The sequence below is a fragment of the Fulvimarina uroteuthidis genome (assembly GCF_034321785.1).
GTDB lineage: Bacteria > Pseudomonadota > Alphaproteobacteria > Rhizobiales > Rhizobiaceae > Fulvimarina > Fulvimarina uroteuthidis.
In genome coordinates, this window is record NZ_JAXLPB010000001.1 from 314,022 (window position 1) to 338,036 (window position 24,015).

At 65.0% G+C, this 24,015-nt stretch carries 27 protein-coding genes; 16 read left to right on the forward strand and 11 right to left on the reverse strand.

The window, feature by feature from the left end:
* Positions 1-57: 57 nt before the first annotated feature.
* Positions 58-783: a hypothetical protein gene (locus tag U0C82_RS01410; RefSeq protein WP_322185142.1), complete on the forward strand. Its 726-nt coding sequence runs from the start codon at positions 58-60 to the stop codon at positions 781-783.
* A gap of 336 nt (positions 784-1,119) precedes the next feature.
* Here U0C82_RS01410 and U0C82_RS01415 read toward each other — a convergent pair whose 3' ends face one another.
* Positions 1,120-2,397 (reverse strand): O-acetylhomoserine aminocarboxypropyltransferase, encoded by a 1,278-nt coding sequence (locus tag U0C82_RS01415; RefSeq protein ID WP_322185144.1) that lies wholly within the window; start codon positions 2,395-2,397, stop codon positions 1,120-1,122.
* Positions 2,398-2,618: 221 nt separating this feature from the next.
* Here U0C82_RS01415 and U0C82_RS01420 point away from each other — a divergent pair, with 221 nt between their 5' ends.
* Together U0C82_RS01420 and U0C82_RS01425 are read left to right on the forward strand one after the other, a co-directional pair.
* Entirely contained in the window at positions 2,619-3,722 is a 1,104-nt protein-coding gene (locus U0C82_RS01420; RefSeq protein ID WP_322185146.1) for a Gfo/Idh/MocA family protein, read from the forward strand.
* Positions 3,723-3,747: 25 nt separating this feature from the next.
* Complete coding sequence (locus tag U0C82_RS01425; protein ID WP_322185148.1) at positions 3,748-4,023, forward strand: hypothetical protein; 276 nt, start codon at positions 3,748-3,750, stop codon at positions 4,021-4,023.
* 66 nt (positions 4,024-4,089) lie between these two features.
* On the opposite strand, the gene U0C82_RS01430 is transcribed toward U0C82_RS01425, so the two are convergent.
* A complete protein-coding gene (locus U0C82_RS01430; protein WP_322185150.1) occupies positions 4,090-4,914 on the reverse strand; it encodes an enoyl-CoA hydratase in 825 nt (274 codons plus the stop codon).
* 172 nt (positions 4,915-5,086) lie between these two features.
* On the opposite strand from U0C82_RS01430, the gene U0C82_RS01435 reads away from it, so the two are divergent.
* The 7 genes from U0C82_RS01435 (at position 5,087) to argC (ending at position 11,719) form a co-directional block, all read left to right on the forward strand.
* Complete coding sequence (locus U0C82_RS01435) at positions 5,087-5,512, forward strand: PaaI family thioesterase (RefSeq protein ID WP_322185152.1); 426 nt, start codon at positions 5,087-5,089, stop codon at positions 5,510-5,512.
* Between the two features lie 369 nt (positions 5,513-5,881).
* Positions 5,882-6,346: a 50S ribosomal protein L13 gene (gene rplM, locus U0C82_RS01440; protein ID WP_322185154.1), complete on the forward strand. Its 465-nt coding sequence runs from the start codon at positions 5,882-5,884 to the stop codon at positions 6,344-6,346.
* A 3-nt stretch (positions 6,347-6,349) separates the two neighbouring features.
* Positions 6,350-6,826, forward strand: a complete 477-nt coding sequence (gene rpsI / locus U0C82_RS01445) for a 30S ribosomal protein S9 (protein WP_322185156.1) — start codon at positions 6,350-6,352, stop codon at positions 6,824-6,826.
* 511 nt (positions 6,827-7,337) lie between these two features.
* Positions 7,338-8,045, forward strand: coding sequence for a class I SAM-dependent methyltransferase (locus U0C82_RS01450; protein ID WP_322185158.1), 708 nt, complete (start codon positions 7,338-7,340; stop codon positions 8,043-8,045).
* 155 nt (positions 8,046-8,200) lie between these two features.
* Positions 8,201-9,166 carry an agmatinase gene (speB, locus tag U0C82_RS01455; RefSeq protein ID WP_322185160.1) on the forward strand — a complete coding sequence of 322 codons (966 nt, stop codon included), beginning with the start codon at positions 8,201-8,203 and terminating at the stop codon, positions 9,164-9,166.
* A gap of 223 nt (positions 9,167-9,389) precedes the next feature.
* Complete coding sequence (locus tag U0C82_RS01460) at positions 9,390-10,538, forward strand: DegT/DnrJ/EryC1/StrS family aminotransferase (RefSeq protein WP_322185162.1); 1,149 nt, start codon at positions 9,390-9,392, stop codon at positions 10,536-10,538.
* A 128-nt stretch (positions 10,539-10,666) separates the two neighbouring features.
* Positions 10,667-11,719, forward strand: a complete 1,053-nt coding sequence (gene argC / locus U0C82_RS01465) for an N-acetyl-gamma-glutamyl-phosphate reductase (RefSeq protein WP_322185164.1) — start codon at positions 10,667-10,669, stop codon at positions 11,717-11,719.
* A gap of 97 nt (positions 11,720-11,816) precedes the next feature.
* On the opposite strand, the gene U0C82_RS01470 is transcribed toward argC, so the two are convergent.
* Together U0C82_RS01470 and U0C82_RS01475 are read right to left on the reverse strand one after the other, a co-directional pair.
* A complete protein-coding gene (locus U0C82_RS01470; RefSeq protein ID WP_322185166.1) occupies positions 11,817-12,581 on the reverse strand; it encodes a dienelactone hydrolase family protein in 765 nt (254 codons plus the stop codon).
* Between the two features lie 129 nt (positions 12,582-12,710).
* Positions 12,711-13,817: a COX15/CtaA family protein gene (locus U0C82_RS01475; protein ID WP_322185168.1), complete on the reverse strand. Its 1,107-nt coding sequence runs from the start codon at positions 13,815-13,817 to the stop codon at positions 12,711-12,713.
* Positions 13,818-14,044: 227 nt separating this feature from the next.
* On the opposite strand from U0C82_RS01475, the gene U0C82_RS01480 reads away from it, so the two are divergent.
* Positions 14,045-14,272: a DUF2842 domain-containing protein gene (locus tag U0C82_RS01480; protein WP_322185170.1), complete on the forward strand. Its 228-nt coding sequence runs from the start codon at positions 14,045-14,047 to the stop codon at positions 14,270-14,272.
* Positions 14,273-14,281: 9 nt separating this feature from the next.
* Here U0C82_RS01480 and U0C82_RS01485 read toward each other — a convergent pair whose 3' ends face one another.
* The 4 genes from U0C82_RS01485 to U0C82_RS01500 form a co-directional block, all read right to left on the reverse strand.
* A complete protein-coding gene (locus U0C82_RS01485; RefSeq protein WP_322185172.1) occupies positions 14,282-14,767 on the reverse strand; it encodes a TspO/MBR family protein in 486 nt (161 codons plus the stop codon).
* Positions 14,768-14,944: 177 nt separating this feature from the next.
* Positions 14,945-15,625, reverse strand: a complete 681-nt coding sequence (locus U0C82_RS01490; RefSeq protein ID WP_322185174.1) for a TIGR02117 family protein — start codon at positions 15,623-15,625, stop codon at positions 14,945-14,947.
* A gap of 16 nt (positions 15,626-15,641) precedes the next feature.
* On the reverse strand, positions 15,642-15,848 hold the full coding sequence (locus U0C82_RS01495; protein ID WP_322185176.1) for a DUF1737 domain-containing protein: 207 nt from the start codon (positions 15,846-15,848) through the stop codon (positions 15,642-15,644).
* The gene (locus tag U0C82_RS01500) at positions 15,845-16,756 is read right to left on the reverse strand and encodes an HpcH/HpaI aldolase/citrate lyase family protein (RefSeq protein WP_322185178.1); all 912 of its coding nucleotides are present in this window, start codon (positions 16,754-16,756) and stop codon (positions 15,845-15,847) included. The genes U0C82_RS01495 and U0C82_RS01500 overlap by 4 nt, the downstream gene beginning before the upstream one ends.
* A 213-nt stretch (positions 16,757-16,969) precedes the next feature.
* On the opposite strand from U0C82_RS01500, the gene U0C82_RS01505 reads away from it, so the two are divergent.
* The 5 genes from U0C82_RS01505 to U0C82_RS01525 all read left to right on the forward strand — a co-directional run bounded on the left by U0C82_RS01505 (position 16,970) and on the right by U0C82_RS01525 (position 21,178).
* Complete coding sequence (locus tag U0C82_RS01505) at positions 16,970-17,590, forward strand: hypothetical protein (protein WP_322185180.1); 621 nt, start codon at positions 16,970-16,972, stop codon at positions 17,588-17,590.
* 242 nt (positions 17,591-17,832) lie between these two features.
* Complete coding sequence (locus U0C82_RS01510; RefSeq protein WP_322185182.1) at positions 17,833-18,183, forward strand: ribbon-helix-helix domain-containing protein; 351 nt, start codon at positions 17,833-17,835, stop codon at positions 18,181-18,183.
* 277 nt (positions 18,184-18,460) lie between these two features.
* Positions 18,461-18,856 (forward strand): VOC family protein, encoded by a 396-nt coding sequence (locus tag U0C82_RS01515; protein WP_322185184.1) that lies wholly within the window; start codon positions 18,461-18,463, stop codon positions 18,854-18,856.
* Between the two features lie 91 nt (positions 18,857-18,947).
* Positions 18,948-19,484: a gluconate 2-dehydrogenase subunit 3 family protein gene (locus U0C82_RS01520; protein ID WP_322185186.1), complete on the forward strand. Its 537-nt coding sequence runs from the start codon at positions 18,948-18,950 to the stop codon at positions 19,482-19,484.
* 125 nt (positions 19,485-19,609) lie between these two features.
* On the forward strand, positions 19,610-21,178 hold the full coding sequence (locus tag U0C82_RS01525) for a GMC family oxidoreductase (RefSeq protein WP_322185188.1): 1,569 nt from the start codon (positions 19,610-19,612) through the stop codon (positions 21,176-21,178).
* Between the two features lie 84 nt (positions 21,179-21,262).
* Here the strand turns inward: U0C82_RS01525 and U0C82_RS01530 are convergent, their stop codons facing one another.
* The 3 genes from U0C82_RS01530 to U0C82_RS01540 all read right to left on the reverse strand — a co-directional run bounded on the left by U0C82_RS01530 (position 21,263) and on the right by U0C82_RS01540 (position 23,973).
* Positions 21,263-21,421 carry a hypothetical protein gene (locus U0C82_RS01530; protein ID WP_322185190.1) on the reverse strand — a complete coding sequence of 53 codons (159 nt, stop codon included), beginning with the start codon at positions 21,419-21,421 and terminating at the stop codon, positions 21,263-21,265.
* Between the two features lie 275 nt (positions 21,422-21,696).
* Positions 21,697-22,680, reverse strand: coding sequence for a murein L,D-transpeptidase family protein (locus tag U0C82_RS01535; protein ID WP_322185192.1), 984 nt, complete (start codon positions 22,678-22,680; stop codon positions 21,697-21,699).
* Positions 22,681-23,019: 339 nt separating this feature from the next.
* Complete coding sequence (locus tag U0C82_RS01540; RefSeq protein ID WP_322185194.1) at positions 23,020-23,973, reverse strand: acetyl-CoA carboxylase carboxyltransferase subunit alpha; 954 nt, start codon at positions 23,971-23,973, stop codon at positions 23,020-23,022.
* Positions 23,974-24,015: the final 42 nt, after the last annotated feature.

Sequence of the window (24,015 nt, forward strand, 5' to 3'; positions counted from 1 at the left end):
ACTGCATGACTAATACTTCCCACGGACTTACCATCCATCTCGAACGGGAGTGTTTCGATGCGTCGCCTGACCGCTTTTCTTGCCCTTGCCGCCAGTTGCAGCCTGGCCGTCCAACCCGCGATCGCCGGCGGCTACGGCGCGTCCCTCGAATGCTACCAGCCGGTTCATCAACCGGCGCAATATGGCAGCGTCGCCGAAACGGTTCTCGTCTCCCCGGCCCGCACGGTGCACGACACCGTTCCGGCCCGCTACGGCCATCAGGCGCGCACCATCGTCGTCGCGCCGGCTCGCGTCGCCTACGAGATCGTTCCCGCACAGTACGAGACGGTCGCCCGGCAGGTTCTGGTCGAGCCGGCCCGCACGGTTCATCGAACCGCACCGCCGGTCTACCGGACGGTGAGCGAACGCGTGCTGGTCTCCCCGGCGCGGACCGGCTTCGAATGGCGCGTGATCAACGGGCACCGCGTCTACTGCAAGGTGCAGATACCGGCCGAGTACGCGCATCGGTCCCGCCAGGTCATGGTCGACCCGGGCGGCACCTATGCCGAGACGATACCGGCCGTCTACGGGGTTGCCCATGAGCGTGTTCTGGTGCGCCCGCAGCAGACGGTCGCCCGCCACATTCCGGCCGTCACCCGCACGATCTCGGAAAAGGTCCTCGTCGAGCCGGCCCGGTCCGTCGCACGCATGATCCCGGCCGAATACACCACACGCCACCGCCAGGTGAAGGTGCGCGACGCGGTCGATGGCTGGCAGCAGGTAAGCCTGCGCGGATCCTGCTGAACGAGCGAACCTGCGATCGGACGGTTCGGCTGCCAGGGTTCCGGCGAAGCGGCGCTCGATCGCGGTCGGGCCCGTGCCCCCGCGCCGCGATCCGCCGGCTTTCGTGGGGAACCGTCGGAACGTTGACGACCCGCAAGCCTCAGCCGACACGCACCGGTCCTTGTCGGTGCATCGGTTAGGGCGCCGGGCGAAAACGTGAGATCCGGTTGTTCGATCGACCCGGCGCGCCAAGCAATGAACCTACAGTCTCAGGCCATGCTGAGGTGTCGCCTGAGGCTGTGGCAGGGAGACCGCGCGCCGTTTTCGGCGCGTGGTCCTTTCGTGTCGAGGCGGGGTTCAGGCGCCGGCAAGCGCCTGATCGAGATCGGCGATGATGTCGGCGACGTTCTCGATGCCGACCGAGAGGCGCACGACATCGTCGCCGGCCCCTGCCGACTTGCGCTGTTCTTCGCCCAGCTGCTTGTGGGTCGTCGAAGCCGGATGGATGACCAGCGAACGCGTATCGCCGATATTGGCCAGGTGGGAGAAGAGCTTGAGGCTTTCCACCAGTTTCACGCCGGCATCGTAGCCGCCCGCGACACCGAAGGTCAGCACCGCGCCGGCGCCGTTGGGCGCATAACGCTTCATGTTGGCGTGGGACGGATCGCCTTCGAGCCCGCCATAGGAAACCCAGGCCACCTTCTCGTGCTGCTTCAGGTGCTCGGCGACCGCCTTGGCATTGTCGGAATGGCGCTGCATGCGCAAGGGAAGCGTCTCGACGCCCATCAGGATCATGAAGGCGTTGAACGGCGAGATGGCGGGCCCGAGATCGCGAAGGCCGAGAACGCGCGCGGCGATGGCGAACGACATGCCGCCGAAGGTCTCGTGAATCTTGACGCCCGCATATTCGGGACGCTCCTGCGACAGCATCGGATATCGGCCGGACGCCGACCAGTCGAAATTGCCGCCGTCGACGATCAGGCCGCCCATGGAATTGCCATGGCCGCCGATGAACTTCGTCAGGGAGTGGACGACGATATTGGCGCCGTGCTCCAGCGGGCGGCAAAGGTAAGGTGTCGCCATCGTGTTGTCGACGATCAGCGGAAGCCCGTGCTTGCGGGCGATCTCCGCGACACCCCCGATATCGGTCACGACGCCGCCGGGATTGGCGATCGATTCGATGAAGATCGCCTTCGTCTTGTCGGTGATCGCGGCTTCGAAGCTCGACAGGTCGTGAATGTCGGCCCATTTGACGCGCCAGTCGAAGCTCTTGAACGAATGTCCGAACTGGTTGATCGACCCGCCATAGAGCTGGCGCGCGGCGACGAACTCGTCGCCCGGCGCCATGATCGTATGGAAGATCAGGAGTTGCGCCGCGTGGCCCGAGGCGACCGCGAGGCCCGCCGTTCCGCCCTCGAGCGCGGTGACCCGCTGTTCCAGCACGTCCTGCGTGGGGTTCATGATGCGGGTATAGATGTTGCCGAAGGCCTGCAGGCCGAAGAGGGACGCGGCATGTTCGACGCTGTCGAACTGGTAGGACGTCGTCTGGTAGATGGGCGTCGTGCGGGCGCCCGTGGTCGGATCGGCCTGTGCGCCGGCATGGATGGCCTTGGTTTCGAACTTTTCGTCGGACATTGCGTTTCCTCCTCATATCGCCCCGGTCGAACGGGGTCGTTTTCGACCTTATCAGTAGCGCAGCCGAAAGGGCTTTCACAGTCGAAGCAGAGCCGGGAGCGGTTCGACGCGTTCCCCGCGTCGCGCCTCGGCACAAACGCGGCTGCGTCCGAACGGTCTTGCGCGATCGACGCCGATCCCCCTTCGGGACCGGCTGGAACCAGACAGATCAGGAGTTTTTCATGCCAAGTCTCGAAGGCAAGATCCGGTACGGCGTCGTCGGCGCGGGGTGGATTTCCCAGTGCGCATTCATGCCGGGCGTTGCCCAGACGACGAACTCGATGCTGACCGCCCTCGTATCGGGCACGCCCGAGAAGAACGAGCGACTCGGCATCGATTACGGCCTCAATACCTACACCTACGAACAGTATGACGAACTGCTCGCCAGCGGCACGATCGACGCGGTCTATATCGGTCTGCCGAACGATCAGCACCGCCGCTTCGCCGTGCCGGCGCTCGAGGCGGGCATTCACGTTCTCCTCGAAAAGCCGATGGCGACGAGCCTCGAGGATGCCGAGGCGATCGAGGCGGCCGCACGCGCCTCCGGCGCCAAGCTGATGATCGCCTACCGCCTGCATTGCGAACCGGGCACGATCTCGATGGTCGAGGCGATCCGCAAGGGCGAGATCGGCAAACCCCGCTTCTTCACATCGACCTTCTCGCAGGAAGTCGCGGCCTGGAACTATCGCGCGAAATCGGGCTTCTGGGGCGGCCCGGTCGCCGATATGGGCAATTATCCGATCAACGCCGTGCGCAATCTGTTCGAGGCCGAGCCCATCGAGGTCTCCGCAGTCGGGTCGCGGACCGAGCGCGATCTGGACTGCGACGATACCGTGTCGGTGATCCTGAAATTCACCGAAGGCCGGCAGGCAAGCTTCACCGTCTGCTACTCGTCGGAAAGCACGGAGATGTTCCACGTCGTCGGCGATGCCGGCGCGATCAAGGCCGGCCCGTGCTTCGGCTTTTCGCCGAGCCTTGCCATCACCTACGAATTGACCAGGGGCGACGAGACCGAGACCGTCGAGGCGCCGGTCACCGACCAGTTCGCCGGTGAAACCGACTATTTCTCCCATTGCATCCTGAACGACCTCGACCCCGAACCGAACGGCGAGGAAGGCGTCCTCGACATGCGCGTCATCGCGGCCATCGAAAAGGCGATCGAAACAGGCCAGACGCAGACGCTCGAGCCGCGTTCGCGTACCCGACGCATGGACGTCTCCCTGAAACGCGAGCTCTCCTACGGCAAGCAGCCGGAAATGGTCGCTGGCAAGCCGCCGGTCGGGTAAGGGTCGCGACGGGAACAGAAGCGGCGTGAAGACGCGCGCGCCGCCAGGCTTCGGCCGAAGCGCCATCGAGACTTACGAGGAGACTGACGTGCTCTTTATCGCCTGGCTTTTGAACGCGCTGCTGTGTCTGGCGGCCGTGTTCCTGCTTTTCTACGGCCTCCTGTTCGCCGCTTGGTCATGGTTCGCGCTCGTCCCGATCGGGCTCGGGGTCAGTCTGCTTCTCATCTCGTTCGGCGCCGGACGCATGATCAGGCGCCGGGCGCTCGGGACGAAAGACGCCTCCGGCCTCGGGCCCCGCTGAACCGTTCGCCGGGTGTCGAACGGGCTCGGCGCCGGGACGATCGCGTGCGGTCGTCGTGGGGGACGCTCAGGAGTTCGTCCACTTCGGCGCGCGCTTGTCCAGAAAGGCGCCGATTCCTTCTTCGGCGTCCTTCGCCAGCATGTTCTCGACCATGACGCGCGCCGTGTAGTCGTAAGCCTCGGACAGCGGCATTTCGAGTTGGCGATAGAACGCCTCCTTGCCGGTGCGCACCGTCAGCGCCGACTTGGCCGCGATGGTCGTTGCGTACTTGCCGATGATGGTGCCGAGATATTCCGGCGGCACGACGCGGTTGACGAGGCCGAACTCGCGGGCCGAACGCGCATCGATCCGTTCGCCGGTCAGAAGCATCTCCATCGCCTGCTTGGGCATCACGTTGCGCGACAGCGCCACCATCGGCGTCGAGCAGAACAGGCCGATATGCACGCCCGGCGTCTGGAACTGGGCTTCTTCTGAGGCGATGGCCAGATCGCAGCTGGCCACCAGCTGGCAGCCGGCGGCCGTCGCAAATCCGCCGACTTCCGCGATCACCGGCTGCGGCAGGCGAACGATCGTCCGCATCAGGTCGGCGCAGAGGCGCATGGTGGTTTCGAAGAACGCCCGCCCACCATCCGCATCGCCGCGGTGGGCGGTGAGCTCCTTGAGGTCGTGGCCGGCGCAATAGGTCTCGCCCTTGCCCGCCAGAATCACGACGCGGCAGTCCGGATCTGCGGCGCAGGCGTCGAGCGCGCCCTTCAGCGCCTCCATCATCGCGATCGAAAGCACGTTCGCCGGAGGATTGGTCAGCACGATGCGGGTGATGCCCGGCCCTCGCTGGACGTCGATCAGGGCAGCGTCCCGCGTCTGCGGCGATAGTTCGACGATGTCGGCCATGGGAAGTTCTCTCGTGTCTGATCCGGTGTTTCGGGTGATCTGGGTGGTGCCGACGGGTCCGTCGACCCGGACGCACGGGCGGGCGGCGCACCACCGGGCGGGTTGTAACGGCACATGACCGCAGCATAAGACCCGTGCTCGAACCGAAGCAAGACGCCGGAAGGAGAGCGCAATGCAGCCGATCGAGACGCCGGACGCCATGAACGCCTTTCTGGACGAGCATTTCCCCGAGCTCGACCAGTCGCTCGGCGGCTACCGCATCATGGCGGTTGGAACGGGCGACGTGACGGCGAGGCTGGAGACGACCGGCCGGCACCTGCGCCCGGGCGGCACCGTCTCGGGGCCGACCCTTTTCGCCATCGCGGACGTGACCCAATGGCTGGCGATCCTCACCCGGATCGGCCCGGTGGCCTTGACCGTCACGACGAACCTCAACATCAACTTCCTGCGCAAGCCGAAGCCGGGCGCGCTGATCGGCAGGGGCTCGGTGCTGAAGCTCGGCAGGCGTCTCGCCGTCACCGAGGTCTCGATCCTCAACGAGAGCGACGGCGAGATCGTCGCCCATGCGACCGCGACCTATTCGATCCCGCCGCACTGACAGGGTCCGGCTTCCCCGACGCTCCGTCGAGCGGACATCGGCCCGGGGTTCCGCAGACATGCTCGCCTTCCCCGATGACAGGACCGGCCGACGCCGTCTCGTCACGGCGCGCCGAAAAGACGTCCCGCGCAGCCGGAACAGGCGCGGCGCGCACGAAATACAGTGCGGTATCATGATACCTTAAGCTTTGAAACCCCTGCGGATCAGGCGTTTCGACCGGCTGGCTTGTTCCAGCAACGGCTTGACAGACTCCATCGCGCCCCGTAAGTCACCGTTCCAGGGAGCGCGGGTCTTGATGGCCCGCTCTTTTTTGTAGGGCGCGCGCCATGGCCGACGCCGATTGAAATGACCAGCACCGGGACCAACCCCATGAAGACTTTCTCCCAGAAGGTCGAGACGATCGAGAAGAAGTGGATTCTGATCGACGCCGAAGGACTTATCGTCGGCCGTCTCGCCTCGATCGTCGCGCTTCGTCTGCGCGGCAAGCACAAGCCCACATTCACGCCGCATGTCGACGATGGCGACAATATCGTCATCATCAATGCCGACAAGGCCGTGTTCACGGGCAAGAAGTACGAGAACAAGACCTATTACTGGCACACCGGCTATCCCGGCGGCATCAAGGAGCGCAAGGCGCGCGAGATCATGGAAGGCCGCTTCCCCGAGCGCGTCGTCGAGAAGGCGATCGAACGGATGATCCCGCGCGGCCCCCTCGGCCGTCGCCAGCTCAAGAACCTCCGCGTCTACGCCGGCAGCGAACATCCGCATGAGGCGCAGCAGCCAGAGACGCTCGACGTCAAGGCGATGAACCCCAAGAACGCGAAGGCGGCCTAAACCATGTCCCAGCTCTCGTCTCTCGAAGAACTCGGCACGGCCGAAGCCGGCGGTCAGCCTGCAGCGCCCGTCCACGTCCAGAAGCTCGACAAGTTCGGTCGCGCCTATGCCACCGGCAAGCGCAAGGATGCGGTCGCCCGCGTCTGGGTCAAGCCCGGCTCCGGCAAGATCATCATCAACGAGAAGGACTTCTCCGAGTATTTCGCTCGCCCCGTCCTTCAGATGGTGCTGCGCCAGCCGATCGTCGCGGCAGACCGTGACGGCCAGTTCGACATCATCGCCACCGTCGCCGGCGGCGGTCTCTCGGGTCAGGCCGGCGCGGTTCGCCACGGCATTTCCCGCGCCCTCACCTTCTACGAGCCGGGCCTTCGCCCCGTTCTCAAGAAGGGTGGCTTCCTGACCCGGGACAGCCGCGTCGTCGAGCGCAAGAAGTACGGCCGCGCCAAAGCCCGTCGTTCGTTCCAGTTCTCCAAGCGCTAATCGCGCGCTGCCCGGATGCCGGTGCGCTCACGCGCCGGTGGGGCACGCGTCTGGTGACCATGACAAAGCCGCCGAGACCCTCGTCTCGGCGGCTTTTTCGTTTGCGCCTCGCTCAGCATTGCCCCGCCCCATCGCCGGTCGCACGCTGCGCGGATGCCCCGTTCCGCAAGCGCTCGACGCGACATGTGACCGGCCGGCCCGACGCATCGAACACCGATGAGCGAAGCTTTGCGGGCCGCCGGTGGAACCGGTCGGGGTTCCTTCCGACAGATCCGTCGATGTTTACGGATTCAGCAAAAACCATCGTCCCAAGGAAAGATCGCGCGTCCCGCCCGTTGAGGCACCGGTTGCCCCGCGCCGATCGCAGAACGAATTGAAGAAAATTGTCGATAACTTTAAAGGCAATTGGCAACGTTAACAATAAACCAAATACTAACCAACTTTCATTTGCGATTGATGGTCGTCCGCCTTAATCTTTCAGTAACGCTAAATACTACCCAAAGGACTTCCCATGCAGACGATGTCCCTGACCGATACGGGCTGGTCGAAACCGGATCCGATGAGCAATCCGAAGAGCCTGGAGCGCGGCTTTCGGGCGAAGCGCTTCGCGCAGGTCCGCATCCTCATCGATGCCAGCATCGAGAAGAAGGGCCGGGCCGACATTCTCGATGTCGGCGGCACCGAGGCCTATTGGGTCATCGGCAGCGACTATCTGCGCGAGCTCGGCGACAAGGTCTCGATCACGATGGTCAACAATGAGGAGGCGCCGCCGGCCAAGGGCGCCCAGTTCACCCATCTCCTGGGCGATGCCTGCGCACCCGATCTGTTTCAGGGCCGCACCTTCGACATCGTGCATTCCAATTCGGTGATCGAGCATGTCGGCCCCGAGGACAAGATGCAGGCCTTTGCCGACAATGTGCGCCGGCTGGGCGAGGCCTATTACGTCCAGACCCCGAACTACTGGTTTCCGCTCGAGCCGCATTTCCGCGTGATCGGCTTCCAGTGGATGCCGCTCGCCCTGCGCGCCAATCTGATGAAGCGCTTCAACATCGGCTTCTACCCGCGCGCCAGGACGTCCGAGGAGGCCTGGAGCAATGTTCGCGACATCAGGCTTCTCGACAGGGCCATGATGGCCCGCTTCTTCCCCGATGCCGAGATCAAGCTCGAAAAGGTGGCAGGCCTCAACAAGTCGATCATGGCAGTTCGCAAGGCCGACTGACGGTCGCCGCCCGTCACGAAGACACGGCACCGGCCGACATTCCCTGTCGAGGGTCGGCCGGTTCTTCGTCGAAGGCCTGGATTCGGCCTCGAAGTGCCGCGATGGCGAACCATATCGCCTCGGGTCAGCCATGATCATGCGAGCCCGCCCGTCCCATGCCGAAAGCCCCCATCGACCACGCCTTCACCGCATCCGGCAATCGGGGAGCGGCGTCCGATCCGACCTATGCGGCCGCCCTGTCCTTCATGCGCCGCAGGTTCACGAAGGATGTCGCGGGCACGGACGTGACGATCTGGGGCGTACCGTTCGACGCCTCGGTCTCGAACAGGCCCGGCGCCCGTTTCGGGCCTCAGGCCATGCGCCGCGCGTCGGCGATCTTCGACAACGATCCGCAATACCCGTTCCGGCGCGACCTGTTCGATCAGCTGTCGGTCGTCGATTACGGCGACTGCGCGCTCGACTATCGCCGGCCGGAAACGGCCCATGCCGCGATCCGGGCCGAGGCGAGCGATCTTCTGGAAAAGACCGGCTTTCTCCTCACCCTCGGCGGCGATCACTCGGTGACCTATCCGCTGCTGCAGGCGCTGGGCGAGTGGCATGCGCCCCTCTCGCTGGTCCAGTTCGACGCCCACCAGGACACGTGGGACCATGCCGGGACGGATGCCGACGGCTCGCCGCGCGTCGATCACGGCTCGTTCGTCAAGGCGGCGGCCGAGACCGGGCTGATCGACCCCGAAACCTCGATCCAGATCGGCATCCGCACCCATGCGCCCCAGACCTGCGGCATCGAGATCCTCTATGGCTACGATGTGGAGGAGATGAGCGCGAAGGCGATCGCCGAGCGCATCCATGCGCGCACGAAGGGCACCAATGTCTATCTCACCTTCGATATCGACTGCCTCGACCCGGCCTTCGCGCCCGGCACGGGAACCCCGGTCGCGGGTGGCCCCTCGTCGGCCAGAATGCTCGCCGTCCTCCATCATCTGAAGAACCTCGAATTCGTCGGCGCCGATATCGTCGAAGTCTCGCCGCCCTACGACCATGCCGATCTGACCGCGATCGCCGGCGCCACCGTCGCCATGTCCATGCTGGGCATCCTGGCGGAGAAGAAGGCGACGTGAAATCGCGGCGCAAGCCTGGCGAAAGCCTGCGCGTGAGCGCGCTGGCGGAGGCATGATGCGGCCACAAAGGCCCGCAAGGTGGATGTCCGGCGAAGGACGTAAGGAACCCGTCGTGCGATGGGCCGGCCCCTCGGTAACGGTCCGTCATGTTTCTTGACTGGCGCCGTGCCGTCTTTTGCGCCACGCGTGACCGACAACCCACCCCGACTGGACAAGACATTCCATGAACCGGACACCTCCGCCGCAGGCCATTCCCTTCATCGATCTCGCCACCCAGCGCGACCGTATCCGCGACGCGGTGGACCGGCGCATGGCGGCGGTCCTCGATCATGGCGCCTACATCATGGGTCCGGAGATCGCCGAACTCGAGGAGAAGCTCGGCAGCTTCGGCCGGGCCAAGCATACGCTCTCATGCTCGTCCGGCACCGATGCGCTGGCGCTTCCGCTGATGGCCTGGGACCTGCGGCCGGGCGACGCGGTCTTCTGCCCGAGCTTCACCTTCGCCGCGACGGCGGAGGTCGTCGCCTGGCTCGGCGCGACCCCGGTCTTCGTCGATGTCGATCGCGATACGATGAACATGGATGCGGCCCATCTCGACACCGCCATCGAGGCGGTGAAGCGCGAGGGCAAGCTGACGCCGAAAGTGGTCATCGCCGTCGATCTGTTCGGCCTGCCCGCCGACTATGCGGCGATCCGCGCCGTCTGCGACGCGCACGCTCTGAAGCTGATCTCGGATGCCGCCCAGGGCTATGGCGCGACGACGAACGGCAAGCTCTCGATCGCATGGGCGGACGTGGTCGCCACCAGCTTCTTCCCGGCCAAGCCCCTCGGCTGCTACGGGGATGGCGGGGCGATCCAGACCGATGACGACGAACTCCAGCGGATCATGCATTCGCTGCGCGTACACGGCCAAGGCAAGGACAAATACGACTGCGTCCGGATCGGCATGAATGCGCGCATGGATACGCTGCAGGCCGCAATTCTCCTCGAAAAGCTCGCCATCTTCCCCGGCGAGATCGAAGCCCGCATGCGGATCGCGCAGCGCTACGGCGACCTGCTCAAGGACCATGTGATCCCGCAGGCGCTTCCGGAAGGCTTGGTCTCGACGTTCGCCCAGTACACCGTGCGCCTGCCCGAACCCGACAGGCGCGAAGCGGTCCAGGCGGCCCTGCGCGAGGCCGGCGTGCCGACGGCGGTCTATTATCCGATCCCGCTGCATCGCCAGACCGCCTACGAACGCTTCGAGGTCGCCGGCGGAGAATTGCCGCGGACCGACGCCCTGTCACGCGAAGTGATCAGCCTGCCGATGCACCCCTATCTTGCCGAAGAGACCCAGGATCATATCGTTGCGAGCCTGATCGGCGCGCTCTGAGGCGTGCGCTTGAGCGCCATCCGCACTTTACGCGCTGCCGCGGAAACGGTACGCGACGGGCACACGGCCGGCCGCGACGAAAGGGTCGCGGCGGCGGCCGGGTCACGGACGAGAAGAGGCAGGGTATCGTGGAAAAGATCAAGGTCGGCGTTCTGGGCGCAAGCGGTTACACGGGTGCGGATCTCATGCGCCTCGCCCTTCGCCATCCGGCAATCGAGCTGACCGTGCTGACGGCGAACAGCCATGCCGGAAAGCCTGTGAAGGACGTCTTCAAGCATTTCTCCCATGTCACGCTTCCCGATCTCATCGCGATCGACGAGGCCGACTGGAAGAACGTCGACGCCGTGTTCTGCGGCCTGCCGCACGGTACGACCCAGGCGATCACCAAACAGATTTTCCAGACCCATCCGAACGTCAAGATCATCGACATGTCCGCCGATTTCCGGTTGCGCGATCCGGTCGCCTACAAGGAATGGTACGGGCTCGATCATGTCGCGACCGAGATCCAGCCCGAGGCCGTCTACGGGCTGACCGAACTCTACCGCGACGAGATCGTGAACGCGCGGCTGATCGCATGCCCCGGCTGCTATCCGACGGCGGTGCTGCTGTCGCTCGTTCCGCTGGCCCGCGAGGGTCTCGTCGATGCGACCGATCTCGTCATCGATGCGAAATCGGGCGTGTCCGGCGCGGGCCGTGGCCTGAAGGAGAACACGCTGTTCTGCGAAGCGGGCGAAGGTCTTGCACCCTACGCGGTCGGCAAGCATCGGCACATGGCGGAGATCGAACAGGAAATCGGCAGGGCGGCGGGCCTCGACGGCCTGCGCGTCAACTTCACGCCGCATCTCATCCCGATGAGCCGGGGCGAATTGACGACCAGCTATGTGCGTATGAAGAACGGCGCCTCGGCCGCCGACCTCAAGGAGGTTCTCGCCTCGACCTATGCCGAAGATCCGTTCGTCACCCTTCTGGAGGGGGAAGCCCTGCCGCAGACCCAGATGGTGCGCGGGTCGAACTATGTCGCGATGAACGTCATTCCCGACCGTATTGCGGGCCGGGCGATCGTGATCTCGACCCTCGACAATCTGGTGAAGGGCTCGGCGGGGCAGGCGCTGCAGAACTTCAATTTGGCCTATGGCCTCGATGAGACGCTCGGACTGGAGCAGCTGCCGCTGTTTCCGTGACCGGCCGCGATCGCCCGGCCCGACCGTGATCGACGAAAGACACCGCCCGGCGACAGGCCGCGCGGTGTCTTCGTTCGTGCCAAAGCCGACGATCGGCCTATCCGAGATTGTCGTCGAGAAACGCCTCGAAGATCGCCCAGGAGTTCTCGTCGGCGCGCTCCCGATAGCTGTCGGAGCCGAAGACGGTGAAGGCGTGCGGAGCGCCGGAATAGATGTCGAGCTGATAGGTCACGCCCGCCTCTTCGAGCGTCCTGGCAAGATCGGCCGCCTCGGAGATCGGGATCGAACTGTCTGCCCCGCCATGCTCGATCAGGATCGGCGCGGTGCCTTCGGCATAGCTCTGGCCCTCGGGCGTGGCGAGCCCGCCATGGAAGGTCGCGTAGCCGGCGACGTTCTCCGCGCTGCCCGAGCGTGCGAGTTCGAGAACCGCCGCGCCGCCGAAGCAATAGCCCATGACGACGGCTTCTGCTTCCTCCGACTGCCCGCGTGCCGCTTCGAGCCCGGCGAGGATGCGTGAACGCATGGTCTCGCGGTCGTCGTAGAGCTTGGCGGTCTCGGCCTTCTTGCCCTCGGTCGTATCGGGGCGGTTGCCGGCGCCGTAGAGATCGAGTGCGAAGGCGTCGTAGCCCATCTCGGCCAGCATATCGGCCCGCTGCTTCTCGTAATCTGTCAGACCGTCCCAGTCGTGGATGACGAGGACGAGACCCTTCGTCTCACCGTCGCCGGTGCTCGGCGCGTAATAGCCCTCATAATCGGCGGCGTCGATCTGATAGGTGACTGCCTCGCCGGCCTTGGCGGCGTCGAGGGCGATCATGGAGAGGGCGGCGGCGGCAGTACCTAGAAGGGCGGTGCGAAGGGTCATGGATGGTCTCCCGGTTGATGGTCCTGATCCCACAAGCCTATCGGACCGGACGCGATTGAAAAGGCAAGCGCGACGACACGTCGCTCAAGGCTTCGTCGATCCGTCGTACGGCGCGGGTGCCCTCACCGTTCAGGCCGGCGCGTTCGCGGGCGAAGCGAACGCGGCCTTCGGATATTCGCCCTTCAGGCCGCGCACGTGCACGATCGCGACGGCAAGCACGAAGACGCCGCCGAACTGGTGCAGGAGGCCCCAGGAGATCGGCACGACGAGAATGAGCGTCACGATGCCGATCATCGCCTGGGCAAGGACCGTTGCGAACAGCGCCCATGCCGTTCGCGAATGGGTCGTGCCGGGGGCGATCGACTGGGCCGCGAGGGCATGGACCAGCGTGACGGCGAACAGGAGATAGGCGGTCATCCGATGCACGAACTGGACCGTCAGATGGTCCTCGAAGAGACTGCGCCAGGCAGGCGTCATCGCGAACAGGTCGGCCGGGATCAGCGCGCCATCCATCAACGGCCAGGTATTGTAGATGAGGCCGGCATTGAGCCCCGCGACGAGCCCGCCGAGATAGATCTGCAGGAAAACGAGCGCGAGGATGCCGAGGCCGACCGGCAGCGATCCGCGCGTCGGCGCCGGTGGCCGCGCCCGCGATTTCAGCCCCTCGGCCACCCACAGGCAGGCCGCGAGGATGAAGGAGGCGATGATGAGATGGGTCGCAAGCCGGTACTGGCTGACATCGGTGCGGTTGACGAGGCCCGAGGCCACCATCCACCAGCCGACACCGCCCTGCAGGGCGCCGAGCGCGAGAATGCCGGTCAGGCGTGGCTTGAGAAACGGTTCGAGGCGCCCGGTCGCCCAGAAGAACAGGAAGGGAATGGCGAACACGACACCGATGGTGCGCGCGAGAAACCGGTGCGCCCACTCCCACCAGTAGATCGTCTTGAACTCGGACAGGCTCATGCCCTTGTTGATCTGCTGGTACTGGGGGATCTGCTTGTAGAGCGCGAACTCCTCCGCCCACTCGTCGGCCGACAGTGGCGGCACGACCCCGTGGATCGGCTTCCACTCGGTGATCGAGAGCCCGGATTCGGTGAGGCGCGTCGCGCCGCCCACGACGACGATCGCGAACACGAACACGACGACGACGAGAAGCCAGATGCGCACGGCGGTGCGGTTTCGCTGCTGGGACGGATGGGCCGTCTCGGCGGCCCGCTCGAAAGTGGCTGTGATCATGCCGTCCCGTTTGCACCCGAACCGTGTTCGAGACAAGCGGATCGAGCGTCGCAGGCCGCAACGATCCGGGGCATGGGCGACCGATCGCCATCGGCGCCGATGCGATCGGTCGCGCGCGGTTGCGGTGGAAATCGCACGGGAGAACCGCCATAGAGGAAGCAATGGCGTGATCCGCGAAATCGTCTCGCCGTCGAGATCGCCGATTGGCACATGATGAAGGACAGTGAATGCCCGTTCGCCTGAAGAAACTGATCGGAACCTTTGTCCTGATCGTGCTCGTCGTCGTCTATGCGCTCCTGGCGACCACCATCGCCGTCGGCTTCCTCGGCGAATCCAGCGGCTGGGTGCATCTTGCCTATTTCTTCTTTTCCGGCTTCCTGTGGGTGATACCGGCCATGGTCGTCATCAAGTGGATGGAAACGCCGCCGAAGAGCAAACCGTCACGGGCCCCGTAACGGACGAACTCACGCCGCGCCCTTCGAGAACTCGGCCGGGTTGAGCCGCCAGACCGAATAGTTGAGGCAGGCCGCGGCCGTGACCCAGACGAGATACGGCACCAGCAACAGGCCCGCGATGGTGTCGATCGGCAGGAACACCGCAATGTTCGCGGCCACCGCGAACCACAAAGCGACGACGTCGCCGAAGGCGAGATCGGCGCGGCGCATGCCGAAGAAGAAGGCGGACCAGGCGGCGTTCAGCACGAGCTGCAAGGCGTAGACGGCAAAGGGAAGCGTCGCCAGTCCCACGAGTTCGTAGACCCGCCAGCCGGCGACCGCGATGAGCACGTAGAGGATCGACCAGACGACAGGAAACGCCCAGCCCGGCGGGGTCCAGGACGGTTTGTCGAGCTTCATGTACCAGGGGCCGGGCTTGAAAACGGCACCGCTGAGCGACACGAGGAAGACGAGCGCGAAAAACACGATGAAACTGATGACCGAATCGCTCAACATTCTGCGTCCTCTTCCAAGACCGTACGGGCGGTAGGCCTGCACCCTTCAATCGTACGTCTCGGCCATTTTCGCAAGTGCACACACGCGGCACGCGCCGTGCTTCGGCCGCCGGGGACGATGCGGGCGATGCGCACGCGCAGCCGCTTGCCGCCGGCCCGATCGACCTGGGAGCGCGCGCTAATTATGGATCGCGAGCGACGCCCCGAGCAGAAATGGCAGGGGCGTCCAGAGCCCAGTCGCAATGCCGGCCTCGCGCAGCATCTGCCCTGTCCAGGTGTTGCAGCCGAACAGCACCTGAAAGCCGCCCCTGGCCTCGTAGAACCGGTCGAACGCGCCATAGCCCGGCACGGGAAGCAGCGCCGGCGCGCCGCTCGGATCGTCCTCGAAACTCGCCATGATGGCGTCCACGAGGTCGGCATAGCGTTCGGGCGACAGCACCAGCGGCGTGACGTGAGGTGCGGCTGGATCGATCCGGCCGGCCAGTTCCACATGCATCACGGAGCGGTCGCCGAGCACCGACTGGACGACGGGCATCACCTCGAGATCGGACCATGTCGGCGTCCGCACGTAGAAGGTCTCCCCGCCCCACCCCAGGACCAGCCACTCGGCATCCGGCCTTTCGATCGGAAGGCCGGCCGAGGCGACGAAGCCGAACGCGGCCCGGGTCTCGGCATTCAGGGGAAGCGCGATATCGGTATGGATCGCGTTCGACAGGACGAGAATCGTCCGCTGCGCCCCGGATCCCGCCCCGACGTCTGCGTCCCCGCCCGCTTCGCCGCGCGGGATCAGCGTTCCGAGGGCGAGCACGAGGACAACGAACGCGACGCCGATCGCCGTTCTTCGGAAAATGGCCCGCAAACGCCGGGGCGACACCCTATTGCTCGCCGAGCTTCATCGCGGGGTCGTAGACCGCCCCCTCGACCTCCTTCGTCACCGCCTGTCCGCAGCGCATGGTGCCGCTCGCCGCGTCGAAGGCATAGGTCGGCGAGCCGTGCAGCTCCCAGCCTTTCGAGAGCGCGAGGCAGACCTTGTGGCAGAAGGACGAATCGTCCGGGCCACTCAGAAAGCGGTAGATCCTCATGACGTGGCCTTTCGTTGAGCGGTTTGCGCGCCCGTTCCGGTGCGGGCCGCGATCGCGTCCCCGAGCTTCAGGATGCGATCGGCCTCGGTCAGGTGCAGTCGGTCGATCGTGCGCCCGTCGAGGGTGGCGACGCCGTTCTGCATGTCGGGCGAGACCGCGAACGCCTCCATCACCTTCTGCGCCCATGCCGCGGCATCGGCGTCGGGCTGAAACGCGGCGTTCGCTCCGTCGATCTGGCTCGGATGAATAAGAACCTTGCCGTCGAAACCGAGGCGCCGCGCTGCGCCGCATTCGGCCGCAAAGCCCGCAAGGTCGCGGACATCGGCATGATAGCCGTCGATGGCGCTCAGCGAATGGGCCTTGGCCGCAAGGGCGACGGCCGACAGCGCAGGCAGGAGTTCGGACCGGTCGGCATCCGGCCGCATGCCGGACGAAAGCTTCAGCAAAGCGATGCCGACGACGAGGCAACTGAGCCGGCCCGAGCCTTCCGCCGCGATCGATGCGGCATTCAGCACGCCGAGCGGCGTCTCGATCATCGCCCAGAGCTTGAGGCGTTCGGGCGCATCGGTCTCGTGCAGCGCGGACACGATCTGGCGAACGATGCCCGGCTCCTCCACCCGCGTCAGGACGATCGCATCGACGTTCGCCCCGCGCGCGGCAAGAAAATCCTCGGTTCCCCACTCCGTGTCGAGGCCGTTGATGCGCACGACGCGTTCGCCGGGAAAGCGCGAGGCCGCCAGATGATCGCGCAGGCGCTCGCGCGCATCGGACTTGTCGGCTGGCGTAACGGTCTCGGACAGATCGTAGAGGAGCCCGTCGGCGGCCAGATCGTCCGACGCCGCAAGGGCGCGAGCGTTGCCGGCGGGCACGATGAGCAGGGATCGACGGGGGCACATGGAATAGGACATGACGGGTGTTTCGCGTGCCTTCGTGCGATTGGCAACAGGGCGCGAGCGGGCGGATCGATTTTCCGCGAGAAAAGCGCGACGGTCCCGCTAAGCGACCCTAGATGCGAATGGCCTGCCGTTCGATTGCGGCCCATCCGCCGCTGCACCGTCCCCCACCTTCATCGAACGCTTGGGCAGCGCCCGCGGCACGAGACCGGAACGAGGAAGAGATCGATGGACGTCTGGACCTTTATCGGCGAGCACACCAGCGAACTCAGCATGCTTGCCAGTCTGGCCATGCTGCTCGTCTGGATCTGCTATCTTCAGCTCATGTACAATGGCTATCGGCGCCAGCGTCTGTCGGCGATCCTCATCACACGGGGCGCGGGCACGGGCATCAAGGCGCGCTGCCTGATCACCAATATGAGCCAGGAGCCGATCTACGTCATCAGTCTCGTGGCCGAGCTGTTCACGAACGGGGAAAGCAGCGAGGTCCAGCTGACCGATCTGCGCGAACTGCCCGAAGACCTCGGCAGCGACCCGCGCTCGGCCATGCGTCAGGGCAGCCTCCAGTGCGGACAATATCTCGATATCGGTCATTTCGATGCGCTCATCGATCAGCTCGTGGGCAATTGTCCGGCCATAACGAACCCGGCCGACGTCAACGAGATCGAACTGACCGTCGTCGCGCTCTACGGGCCGGAGGATCTTCCGGTCGGCGCCCGGCGTTGCTTCAGGATCGATCGCTCATCCCAGAACGGTCCGCGCGTCACGCCCCGCACCGTCAACACGCTGCAGATTCACAAGGCCGGGGAACGTCGGAACCTGCGCAAGGAACTCGAACGCTTTCTTTAGCAGCCTCGGCAGGGACCGGACGCCCAGCCGTTCGGGCAAGGCCCCCGGCGCGATCACGGGAAACCGACGCCCTTGTGCGGCGCTGAACGATCGGCCCGGCGAAGGCCCGCCCCCCCGCCTTGTCCTCGAGCGGGCCTGCGACTTTGAGGCGCGGTCGGGAGCGGCCGGTACGCCGCGCTTGTCTTTAAACTATAACCGTTCTTAACTGGCGGAGGAACGGGATCTCGGGAGGATCGAACGCCATGTGTCAGTTGTTTGCCGGCATTCCAGCCCACGATATCGAGGGTGAAACGCGCTCGGTGCGCCTCGGCGGCCATTCCACCTCGATCCGTCTCGAAGCCGCGTTCTGGCGCACGCTCGAAAGCCTTTCCGAGAGCCAGGGAATGACGCTCGGAAAGTTTCTGACGAAGCTGCACGACGAGGTGCTCGACCTGAACGGCGAGGTCAGAAACTTCGCCTCCCATCTCAGATGCGCCTGCCTCGTCCATCTGCAACGCGAAGACAGCGCGACGACGCTGCGCGCCCCGCGCGATGCGGACCGCTTCCGTCGGCGCGAGAGCGGCCAACCCGTACAGATGCCGATCGCGAGCTGATCGCGGCGCGGCCGCGCACGGCGCCGATGCCGGCTCCCCTTACCGATCCGCCGCGCCAATTTTTCGCGTAACACCATTCTACTACCTGCCCCGCGCGAGCGGGGTCTAGGATGCGTCGATGCCCTCGAATTCGTGGCCGATCGCGGCTCCGGAACGAGCGCATGCCTCTATGCCCGGAAGGCGTGTCCACGACCGGCCCCTCGGTTCGCACGCGTTGCGGAAGCCGGTTTCGGCGCACGCCCGTCCGGAAGAAGACCATGAACGAGGATAACTCACCTTGGCCAAGACGATCCACACCATGATCCGCGTCCTCGAAGAGGCGCGGTCGGTCGAATTCTACGAGAAGGCCTTCGGGCTGACGATCGCCGATCGCTTTCCGTTCGACGATTTCACGCTGGTCTACCTCTCGAACGAAGAGGCGACCCACGAGCTCGAACTCACCATCAACGGCGATCGCAGCGAGCCCTACGATCTCGGCGATGGCTATGGCCATATCGCCGTCTCGGTCGCCGATGTCGGCGCGGAGCGCGAGCGCATGCTCGCCGCCGGACTTTCGCCGAAGGACATCAAGGAGATCGTGCACAACGGATCGATGCTCGGCCGCTTCTTCTTCATCGAGGATCCGGACGGATACAAGATCGAGGTGCTGGAGCGCGCCGGCCGCTTCAAGTAGCGGGCGCCGCGGGACGCAAGGCGTCGGCCTGCCTTGGGAGAGGGGCCGGGCGACGCGCATTCTACCTTCAACGCCATCGGGAGGAAACGATATGGCGCTTCGAGACGACAGACGGGTCCAGAGCCGGCGAGGCTTCCTCAAGACGGGCGCGGGCCTTCTCGCCATGACGATCATGCCGTCCGGCCTGATCGTCGGCAGTGCCTGGGCCAACATGCCCCAGGCGACCGATCCGGAGGTGTTCGCGACCCTCGTCCAGATGTCGCGCGACTGCTATCCGCACGCGCAGATCGAGGACCGATACTACGCCGACGCGGTCAGCATCCTTGACGAGGCGGCCCGCTCCTCCGCTGAAGCCCGCACATTTCTCGAGGACAATGTCGCCAGCCTCGACCGGGCGGCGAGCGATGCCCATGGCGTTCGCTATCTGGAAGTCGCGTCCGAGGAGGACCGCACCGCGCTCCTGAAGCGTATCGAGACCGATCCGTTCTTCCAGAAGGTGCGCGGGAATCTGGTGGTCGGGCTCTACAATCAGAAGGAGCTCTGGCCGGTCTTCGGCTACGAGGGCGCCTCCGCCGATCAAGGCGGCTATATCGATCGCGGCTTCAACGATATCGACTGGCTGAGCTGACGCTCGGACGCGCCCGGCCCGATCGGTCGAGGCCCACCCTTCGATGACCTTTCATGCAGGAAGAAGCCCGTCCGCCCGAGCCTCGATGAGGCGGCGTGGACGCAGTCGCTTCGGGAGGAGACATCATGCCAGCACCTTATGACCATAATGATTCCAGCGTCGTCGTCGTCGTCGGCTCCGGCGCGGGCGGCGGCACGCTCGGGGCGGAACTCGCCATGAAGGGGATCGACGTCGTCATCCTTGAGGCCGGCTCGCGGCACGAGACCTGGGACTTCATCAACGACGAATGGGATTCGTTCAACCAGCTTGCCTGGAAGGACAAGCGGATGACGTCGGGCGACTGGCGGGTCTCGAAGGACTTTCCGAACCTTCCGGCCTGGATCGTCAAGGCGGTCGGCGGGTCCTCGGTCCACTGGGCCGGCGCGTCGCTGCGCTTCCAGGAGCATGAGTTCAAGACCCGAACCCATTACGGTGAACTGGAAGGCGCCAACCTCCTCGACTGGCCGATCGATCTGGCGGAGATGGAGCCCTGGTACGCCAAGGCGGAGGACCGTATGGGCGTGACCCGCACGAACGGCATTCCGGGGCTTCCGGGCAACAACAATTTCAAGGTGCTGGAGGCGGGCGCCAAGAAGCTCGGCTACAAGGAAGTCCACACCGGCAACATGGCCATCAATTCGGAGCCGCGGGACGATCGCGCCTCCTGCATGCAGATCGGATTCTGCTTCCAGGGCTGCAAGTCCGGCGCCAAATGGTCGACCCTTGTGTCCGAGATTCCGAAGGGCGAGGCCACGGGGCGCCTCGAAGTGCGACCGGACAGCCATGTCATGCGCATCGAGCACGATGCGTCCGGCAAGGTCACCGGCGTCGTCTATGCCGACAAGGAGGGCCGCGAGCAGCGTCAGAAGGCCCGCATCGTCGCGGTCGCCGGCAACTCGATCGAGAGCCCGCGCCTTCTCCTGAACTCCCATTCCTCGATGTTTCCGGACGGCTTGGCCAACTCGTCCGGCCAGGTCGGCCGCAACTACATGCGCCACACCACCGGCTCGGTCTACGCGGTCTTCGAAAAGCCGGTGCACATGTATCGCGGCACCACCATGGCCGGCATCGTGCGCGACGAGGCGCGGCACGATCCCTCGCGCGGCTTCGTCGGCGGCTACGAACTGGAGACGGTGTCGCTCGGCATTCCCTTCATGGCGGCGTTCATGGATCCGGGCGCCTGGGGTTCCGAGTTCTCCGGCGCGCTCGACCAGTATCGCAACATGGCTGGCCTGTGGATCGTCGGCGAAGATATGCCGCGCGCCGAAAACCGCATCACGCTCGCCGAGGAGACCGACGCCTACGGCTTGCCGATCCCGAACGTGCACTTCTCCGACCATGCCAACGATGTCGCCATGCGCGAGCATGCCTATCGGCAGAGCGAGGCGATCTACGAGGCGGTCGGCGCGATCCGCACCATCCGCACGCCGCCCTACCCCTCGACCCACAATCTCGGCACCAATCGCATGAGCGAGAAGCCCGAAGACGGCGTCGTGAACCGCTACGGCCAGTCGCACGACATTCCCAACCTGTTCGTCTCGGACGGGTCCCAGTTCACGACCGGCGCGGCCGAAAACCCGACGCTGACGATCGTCTCCCTGGCGTTGCGCCAGGCCGATCACATCGCCGGCCGCATGGGCCGGGGCGAACTCTGAAGGCCGCCGCTTTCTTCGAGGACCCCGAAACGCAAACGGGCTCCGCTGGAATGCGGAGCCCGTTTGCGTTCTCTCATGGTGCGATCACTTGGACTGGCACCGGTTGCACTGCTCGCGGCTGGAGGGCTTGGTGTTCGTTTTCTCCCAGCCAGGTGCCGGGTAATTGTTCAGATCGCAGGACGTCTCCCAATGATAAACGTCGGTGCTCGTCTTGTAATAATAAGGCGCTTTGGGTGTGCTCATGGCTCAATCCTCGGTGGGTGAATGCAACCGTTATATGCACCCATAGCGCGAGTCGAACAGTAAAATTCTCGTTATGAGTGCAGGACGATGATCCGGGAAATCAGCGGCCAGACGATCGGCGTCGACCGTGTGCGCCGGGGCGGGCGCGCCGGGCCCCGTCGCTTCGAGATCGACGGATCCTCCGCTCTCGAGATCCGTTCAGGCGCGTGATACGAAAAAGCCGGCCATCGTTTCCGATGACCGGCCTCGAACCTGGCTGGAAGAATGTCCGGCGCCTAGCGGTTCATGAAGCTTGCAATGCCGGAGCGGATCCGCTTTCCGTCCTTGTCGTAGCCTGCGCGGCGGTGCTGCTCTGCCGCATAGGCCCCGGCGGAGATCTTCTCGCCCGTGCGGTAGCTGAAGGTCGCAGACTGCGCGAAATCGCTTTCGCTCATCGTCGAGACGAGTTCCTCGACCTTGCTGTCCTCGCCGTAATGCTTGGCGATGACGGGCTCCGGCAGGGCGAAGCTCGGGCAAGGCCCCGTCGGGTCGAGCGTCGCGACCGTCGCCGCACTCTGGTCGAACACGTAGGAACGGTCGCAGACGCCGACATGCGGCGGCTTGCGCGTGACCTCGAAATAGTCCGAGCCCTTCTTGAGCATCTTCCAGAACTCGTAATGCTCGGAATTGCGGTGACGGGCCATGTTCTTCGGCGTCATGCGGAAGGGATAGGCCTGGATCTGGAAGTTGCGCTGGCCGCCCTGGAACGAATGCCGCGCAAGGCCGTAGATTTCCTGCACCTGCTCGTCGTCCATCGCATAGCAGCCCATCGAGCTGCAGGAGCCGTGGATCATCAGATGGCTGCCGGTGCGGCCGTTGGCGCGATCATAGGTGTTCGGGTAACCCATGTTGATCGCCAGATGATAGCTCGAATTCGGGTTCAGCTGGCTTGGATTGACGTTGTAGAAGCCTTCCGGAGCCTGGCGGTCGCCCTCCGCCTTCTTCGGGCCGAGCTTTCCCGACCAGGCGCAGATCTCGTATGTCTTCAGCAGCGCATAGGTGCCGTCGGTCTTCTGCTTCCAGATTTCGAGGTCCGATTCTTCCTTGAAGAGGCGAACGAGGATCGGCGAGTTGACGCCCATCCCGTTGGCCTGGATCGCCTTGACGAGTGCGGCCGGAAGCGGCGCCTCGGCCGGGATCAGGTCGGAATATTTGCACGCCGAAACGGCGAACATCGCGGCTGCGAGCACGGCCCCGGTCAGGATGCGGCGAACGATCATGGTTCTTCAATCCCCGAAGAGGAGCGCGGGGCGGCCATCCCCATAGCCGTTACCCGCGCTCTGTCTTGTCCGCGACATGGACCGGCCTTGCGGCCCGCCCGATCGCATCACGTGAAGAGCATCGGCAGATGGCCGGCTCCTTACGCGTTCCCCTCATCCTCTCAGAAGCGGATTAAGAGGTCCTTAAGACATCCCATCCGCCCTGGCCTGCTCACTCGGCGCTGAAGCAGCGACGGAGGCGAGCCCGGCCGACCCAAAGGGTCGCACAACCGCGGCTATATTTAGGCAGCGCGACGCAACGTAACGCAAGAGCGATGTGTTGCGGCCGGACAACGACCCTCAGAGATCGCGACCGATGGCCAGGAATTTCTCGCGGCGCTCGCGCTTCAGCGCCGGGCCGTCCAGACCGGAAAGCTCTGAAAAGCCGACGCGAATCGTCTCCGCGGCCGCCTCGATGGCGCCGGACGGATCGCGGTGGGCGCCGCCGAGGGGCTCCTCGATGATCGCGTCGATGATGCCGAGATCCTTCAGATCCTGCGCGGTGATTTTCATCGCCTGGGCGACGTCCTTCGCCCGCGTCGCGTCGCGCCACAGAATCGAGGCGCCCGCTTCGGGCGAAATCACCGAATAGATCGCGTGCTCGAGCATGTAAACCCGATTCGCGGTCGCGATCGCGATGGCCCCGCCCGAGCCGCCCTCGCCCAGCACCAGCGAAACGATCGGCACCGTGAGGTTGAGGCAGGTCTCGATCGATCGCGCGATCGCCTCGGCCTGGCCACGCTCCTCGGCGCCGATGCCGGGATAGGCGCCCGCGGTGTCGACGAGGGTCAGCACCGGAATGTCGAACCGCTCGGCAAGCTCCATCACGCGCACGGCCTTGCGATAGCCTTCGGGCCGCGCCATGCCGAAATTGTGCTTCAGCCGGGTCTGGGTGTCGTTGCCCTTTTCCTGGCCGATCACCGCGATCGACTGGCCGTCGAGCCGGCCGAAGCCGGCGATCATCGCATAGTCCTCGGCATAGTAGCGGTCGCCGGCGAGCGGCGTGAAATCGGTGATCAGGCGCTTGATGTAGTCGTTGCAGTGGGGGCGGTCGGGATGGCGGGCGACCTGCGTCTTCTGCCAGGGAGTCAGCTTCTGGTAGAGGTTTGCGAGCGCGTCGCTGGAGCGCGCCTCGAGACGTTCGATCTCCTCGTGGACGTCGACCGCGCCGTCTTCGGCTTCGATCTTCCGCAGTTCGAGGATCTGGCCCTCCAGGTCGGCGACCGGCCGTTCGAAATCCAGATAGTTGTACATATGTTTCCGCTCTTCGCCTGCTGGCTGGCTTGCCGCATACGC

Excerpts from the sequence above, each read along its gene's own strand:
- U0C82_RS01430 (WP_322185150.1), bottom strand. The coding sequence starts at position 4,914 with ATGGCCGACATCGTCGAACTATCGCCGCAGACGCGGGACGCTGCCCTG.
- U0C82_RS01510 (WP_322185182.1), top strand. The coding sequence starts at position 17,833 with ATGTGTCAGTTGTTTGCCGGCATTCCAGCCCACGATATCGAGGGTGAA.
- U0C82_RS01500 (WP_322185178.1), bottom strand. The coding sequence starts at position 16,756 with ATGTCCTATTCCATGTGCCCCCGTCGATCCCTGCTCATCGTGCCCGCC.
- U0C82_RS01480 (WP_322185170.1), top strand. The coding sequence starts at position 14,045 with ATGCCCGTTCGCCTGAAGAAACTGATCGGAACCTTTGTCCTGATCGTG.
- U0C82_RS01435 (WP_322185152.1), top strand. The coding sequence starts at position 5,087 with ATGCAGCCGATCGAGACGCCGGACGCCATGAACGCCTTTCTGGACGAG.
- U0C82_RS01535 (WP_322185192.1), bottom strand. The coding sequence starts at position 22,680 with ATGATCGTTCGCCGCATCCTGACCGGGGCCGTGCTCGCAGCCGCGATG.
- U0C82_RS01540 (WP_322185194.1), bottom strand. The coding sequence starts at position 23,973 with ATGTACAACTATCTGGATTTCGAACGGCCGGTCGCCGACCTGGAGGGC.
- rplM (WP_322185154.1), top strand. The coding sequence starts at position 5,882 with ATGAAGACTTTCTCCCAGAAGGTCGAGACGATCGAGAAGAAGTGGATT.
- U0C82_RS01470 (WP_322185166.1), bottom strand. The coding sequence starts at position 12,581 with ATGACCCTTCGCACCGCCCTTCTAGGTACTGCCGCCGCCGCCCTCTCC.
- U0C82_RS01485 (WP_322185172.1), bottom strand. The coding sequence starts at position 14,767 with ATGTTGAGCGATTCGGTCATCAGTTTCATCGTGTTTTTCGCGCTCGTC.
- U0C82_RS01415 (WP_322185144.1), bottom strand. The coding sequence starts at position 2,397 with ATGTCCGACGAAAAGTTCGAAACCAAGGCCATCCATGCCGGCGCACAG.
- U0C82_RS01525 (WP_322185188.1), top strand. The coding sequence starts at position 19,610 with ATGCCAGCACCTTATGACCATAATGATTCCAGCGTCGTCGTCGTCGTC.
- U0C82_RS01420 (WP_322185146.1), top strand. The coding sequence starts at position 2,619 with ATGCCAAGTCTCGAAGGCAAGATCCGGTACGGCGTCGTCGGCGCGGGG.
- U0C82_RS01530 (WP_322185190.1), bottom strand. The coding sequence starts at position 21,421 with ATGAGCACACCCAAAGCGCCTTATTATTACAAGACGAGCACCGACGTT.
- U0C82_RS01450 (WP_322185158.1), top strand. The coding sequence starts at position 7,338 with ATGCAGACGATGTCCCTGACCGATACGGGCTGGTCGAAACCGGATCCG.
- U0C82_RS01475 (WP_322185168.1), bottom strand. The coding sequence starts at position 13,817 with ATGATCACAGCCACTTTCGAGCGGGCCGCCGAGACGGCCCATCCGTCC.
- rpsI (WP_322185156.1), top strand. The coding sequence starts at position 6,350 with ATGTCCCAGCTCTCGTCTCTCGAAGAACTCGGCACGGCCGAAGCCGGC.
- U0C82_RS01520 (WP_322185186.1), top strand. The coding sequence starts at position 18,948 with ATGGCGCTTCGAGACGACAGACGGGTCCAGAGCCGGCGAGGCTTCCTC.
- U0C82_RS01460 (WP_322185162.1), top strand. The coding sequence starts at position 9,390 with ATGAACCGGACACCTCCGCCGCAGGCCATTCCCTTCATCGATCTCGCC.
- U0C82_RS01505 (WP_322185180.1), top strand. The coding sequence starts at position 16,970 with ATGGACGTCTGGACCTTTATCGGCGAGCACACCAGCGAACTCAGCATG.
- U0C82_RS01495 (WP_322185176.1), bottom strand. The coding sequence starts at position 15,848 with ATGAGGATCTACCGCTTTCTGAGTGGCCCGGACGATTCGTCCTTCTGC.
- speB (WP_322185160.1), top strand. The coding sequence starts at position 8,201 with ATGCCGAAAGCCCCCATCGACCACGCCTTCACCGCATCCGGCAATCGG.
- U0C82_RS01410 (WP_322185142.1), top strand. The coding sequence starts at position 58 with ATGCGTCGCCTGACCGCTTTTCTTGCCCTTGCCGCCAGTTGCAGCCTG.